Below are 2,994 nucleotides of genomic sequence, written 5' to 3'. Positions count from 1 at the left end.
GCAGGTAGGGGTTTTGTCTTTCTGGCGTTCTGAAGCCAGACCGGACCAGAGCGCTCCTGCACGCCGACACCGCGCACGCCACAGGACAAGCCTGCCTCTACAGGGTATGGTTCGGTCTGCGCACCCGTTCTCGCAGGGATATCCCCGCCCTTTTCCTATGCAATCCAGCAGCCCGTGGCTATCATGCCAGCCTTATTTCAAGTCGAGACTGGCATGCTGAAGTTGTTGAATCTCCTCAAGGATGGCCGGTTTCATTCTGGCCAGACCCTGGGGGAAGCCTTGGGGGTGAGCCGCAGCGCCGTGTGGAAGCAGCTGCAGCACCTGGAAAGCGAGCTGAGCCTCACCATTCACAAGGTGCGTGGTCGTGGATACCAGCTTGCTACGCCATTGAGCCTGCTCGAGGCTTCGGCGATTGCTGCATTCACTCAGGGTGAGCAGTGGCCTGTTCTTGTTCATGACTCGATAGATTCGACCAATGCCGAGGCTCTGCGTCTGATCGGGCAGAGCCAGGCTGCGCCCTTCCTGGTGCTTGCCGAGCGCCAGAGTGCTGGCCGTGGTCGGCGTGGCCGACACTGGGTCAGCCCATTCGCCGAAAATCTCTATTACAGCCTGGTGCTTCGGGTGGAGGGGGGCATGCGCCAGCTCGAGGGGCTGAGTCTGGTCGTTGGTCTGGCGGTGATGCGTACGCTGCATGCCCTCGGTGTAAAAGGTGCGGGGCTGAAGTGGCCGAATGACGTTCTTGTTGGTAACAAGAAGATTGTCGGCATTCTCCTGGAGCTGGTTGGCGACCCCGCGGATGTCTGTCACGTTGTGCTGGGTATCGGCATCAATGTGAACATGCAGAGCAATGATCAGGTCGACCAGCAGTGGACGTCGATGCGCCGGGAGACTGGCGAGCTCATCGATCGCAATCGTCTGGTTGCGCAGTTGAACCAGCAATTGCAGCATGAGCTTTCGCGCCATCGTCGCTATGGTTTCGCTGCTTTCCAGGAAGAATGGGAGCAAGCGCATCTGTGGCAGGGGCGCAAGGTCTCGCTGATCGCCGGCAATCAGACGGTCGATGGCATTGTGCTGGGTGTGGACGGGCAGGGCGGTCTGCGCATGGATGTCGAGGGTGTGGAGAAGAGCTTCAGTGGTGGAGAGCTCGGGTTGAGGTTGCGCGATGATTCTTGAGCTCGATTGCGGTAACAGCTTTATCAAGTGGCGTGTGATTCATGCTGCAGATGCCACCATCGTGGGGGGCGGCATCGTTGATTCGGATCAGGCGCTGTTGGCTGCCGTCAGTGGGCTGGCTGCGGCACGCCTGGCGGGCGCACGAATGGTCAGTGTGCGCAGCGAGGAAGAAACCGATGCGCTGTGCGAGGCGATCAGGCAAGCCTTCGCGGTCGAAGTGCGGGTTGCGCGTCCTGTTGTCGAAATGGCGGGTGTGCGCAATGGCTATGAAGATCATGAGCGCCTGGGCATGGACCGCTGGCTTGCCGCCCTCGGTGCATTCCACCTGGCCAAAGGGGCTTGCCTGGTGATGGATTTCGGCACAGCCGCCAAGGCGGATTTCGTAGCGGCCGATGGTCAGCATCTGGGTGGATACATCTGTCCGGGGATGCCGTTGATGCGTAGCCAGCTGCGGACGCACACCCGCCGTATTCGTTATGACGATGCCTCGGCCGAGCGTGCGTTGAGCAGTCTTGAGCCTGGGCGCTCTACGGTCGAGGCGGTCGAGCGCGGATGCGTCCTGATGCTGCAGGGTTTCGCCCGCACGCAGATCGATCAGGCGCGCGCCCTCTGGGGTAGTGAGTTCAGCGTCTTCCTCACGGGAGGTGATGCGCCCCTGGTCCAGGTGTCTGCACCTGGTGCGCGGGTTGTACCGGACCTGGTCTTTGTTGGCCTGGCGATGGCCTGCCCCTTGAGTTGAGGTGCCTATGCGTTGGTTGTTTCTGCTGTTGGTAGTGCTAAATGCCGTCTATTACGTGTGGCGCCAGCAGGAGGCGCCGGTACGGGTCAAGGAGGTTGCACCCCTTTCCCTCTACAAGGGAAGTCAGCAGGAGATCCGTCTGCTTCGGGAGACGGGGGCGGCAGCTCCCGCCAGGCGCAGAGATGAGTGCCTGGTGGTGGGGGGATTTGCCGGACAGGATGAGCTGGTAGCGTTGCGTCAACGGTTGCTGAGCCTCGATATCGCCGCTCAGCCGGTGCAGGGGCAGTTGGCTGGCGCGGACGGCTTCTGGCTCAAGGTAAGCCCTGACAGCGAGCGTTTGCTGGATGAGGCGGTCCTCGCCAGTCTTTCCAGTGATTTCAAAGACTTAAAACATAAAATTATTTTCTGCCAGGGTATTGCAACTGGCGAATAGCTTGATAGAATGGCGCCCGCTTCGCAGGGAACACCGCTCAGGTGGTGGTACCGGAAGCGTAGTCAAAGCAGCTAACTTTCAGATTTAATTGAAAAAATGCTTGACTACAGGCCGGCAGGTAAATAGAATGCCCGCCACATCCGGAGGGATTCCCGAGCGGCCAAAGGGGACGGACTGTAAATCCGTTGCGAGAGCTTCGAAGGTTCGAATCCTTCTCCCTCCACCAGTTTTAGCGAGAGCCGCAAGCTCCGCGGGTATAGTTTAGTGGTAGAACCTCAGCCTTCCAAGCTGATGATGCGGGTTCGATTCCCGCTACCCGCTCCAAGTTTGCTGTTTTGGCACAAAGAGTTTCGCTCTTGTAGCTCAGTTGGTAGAGCACACCCTTGGTAAGGGTGAGGTCAGCGGTTCAAGTCCGCTCAAGAGCTCCATATAAACAAGGCAGATATGAAAATATCTGCCTTTGTTTTATCAGGGTAGTAACTATTTCTTCTGCGGAGGACTGTATCGATGGCTAAGGAAAAGTTTGATCGTTCCCTTCCCCACGTTAACGTCGGCACTATCGGCCACGTTGACCACGGTAAGACCACTCTGACCGCAGCTCTGACTCGCGTCTGCTCCGAAGTTTTCGGTTCGGCAGTCGTTGAGTTCG

At 58.6% G+C, this 2,994-nt stretch carries 4 protein-coding genes and 3 tRNA genes; all 7 read left to right on the top strand.

What is annotated here, in order from left to right:
- Positions 1-213 precede the first annotated feature (213 nt).
- Entirely contained in the window at positions 214-1,173 is a 960-nt protein-coding gene (birA, locus tag ACPZMI_RS02305) for a bifunctional biotin--[acetyl-CoA-carboxylase] ligase/biotin operon repressor BirA (RefSeq protein WP_426351594.1), read from the top strand.
- Positions 1,163-1,912 carry a pantothenate kinase gene (locus tag ACPZMI_RS02300; protein ID WP_186670236.1) on the top strand — a complete coding sequence of 250 codons (750 nt, stop codon included), beginning with the start codon at positions 1,163-1,165 and terminating at the stop codon, positions 1,910-1,912. Before birA ends, ACPZMI_RS02300 begins: the two co-directional genes overlap by 11 nt.
- Positions 1,913-1,919: 7 nt before the next feature.
- On the top strand, positions 1,920-2,345 hold the full coding sequence (locus tag ACPZMI_RS02295; protein WP_186670238.1) for a hypothetical protein: 426 nt from the start codon (positions 1,920-1,922) through the stop codon (positions 2,343-2,345).
- 142 nt (positions 2,346-2,487) lie between these two features.
- Positions 2,488-2,571 (top strand) — tRNA-Tyr (locus tag ACPZMI_RS02290).
- Positions 2,572-2,595: 24 nt separating this feature from the next.
- A tRNA-Gly gene (locus ACPZMI_RS02285) sits at positions 2,596-2,669 on the top strand.
- 28 nt (positions 2,670-2,697) lie between these two features.
- Positions 2,698-2,773 (top strand) — tRNA-Thr (locus ACPZMI_RS02280).
- 79 nt (positions 2,774-2,852) lie between these two features.
- Positions 2,853-2,994: GTP-binding protein (locus tag ACPZMI_RS02275; RefSeq protein WP_230385152.1), on the top strand; the 142-nt coding region annotated here is incomplete at its 3' end.

It is taken from the genome of Pseudomonas wayambapalatensis (genome assembly GCF_049942315.1).
GTDB lineage: Bacteria > Pseudomonadota > Gammaproteobacteria > Pseudomonadales > Pseudomonadaceae > Aquipseudomonas > Aquipseudomonas wayambapalatensis.
The sequence above is the reverse complement of the archived record's forward strand: the minus strand, read 5'-3'. Positions and strand labels throughout refer to the sequence as shown.

Coding starts and splice junctions, on each gene's coding strand:
- birA (WP_426351594.1), top strand. CDS start 214: ATGCTGAAGTTGTTGAATCTCCTCAAGGATGGCCGGTTTCATTCTGGC.
- ACPZMI_RS02300 (WP_186670236.1), top strand. CDS start 1,163: ATGATTCTTGAGCTCGATTGCGGTAACAGCTTTATCAAGTGGCGTGTG.
- ACPZMI_RS02295 (WP_186670238.1), top strand. CDS start 1,920: ATGCGTTGGTTGTTTCTGCTGTTGGTAGTGCTAAATGCCGTCTATTAC.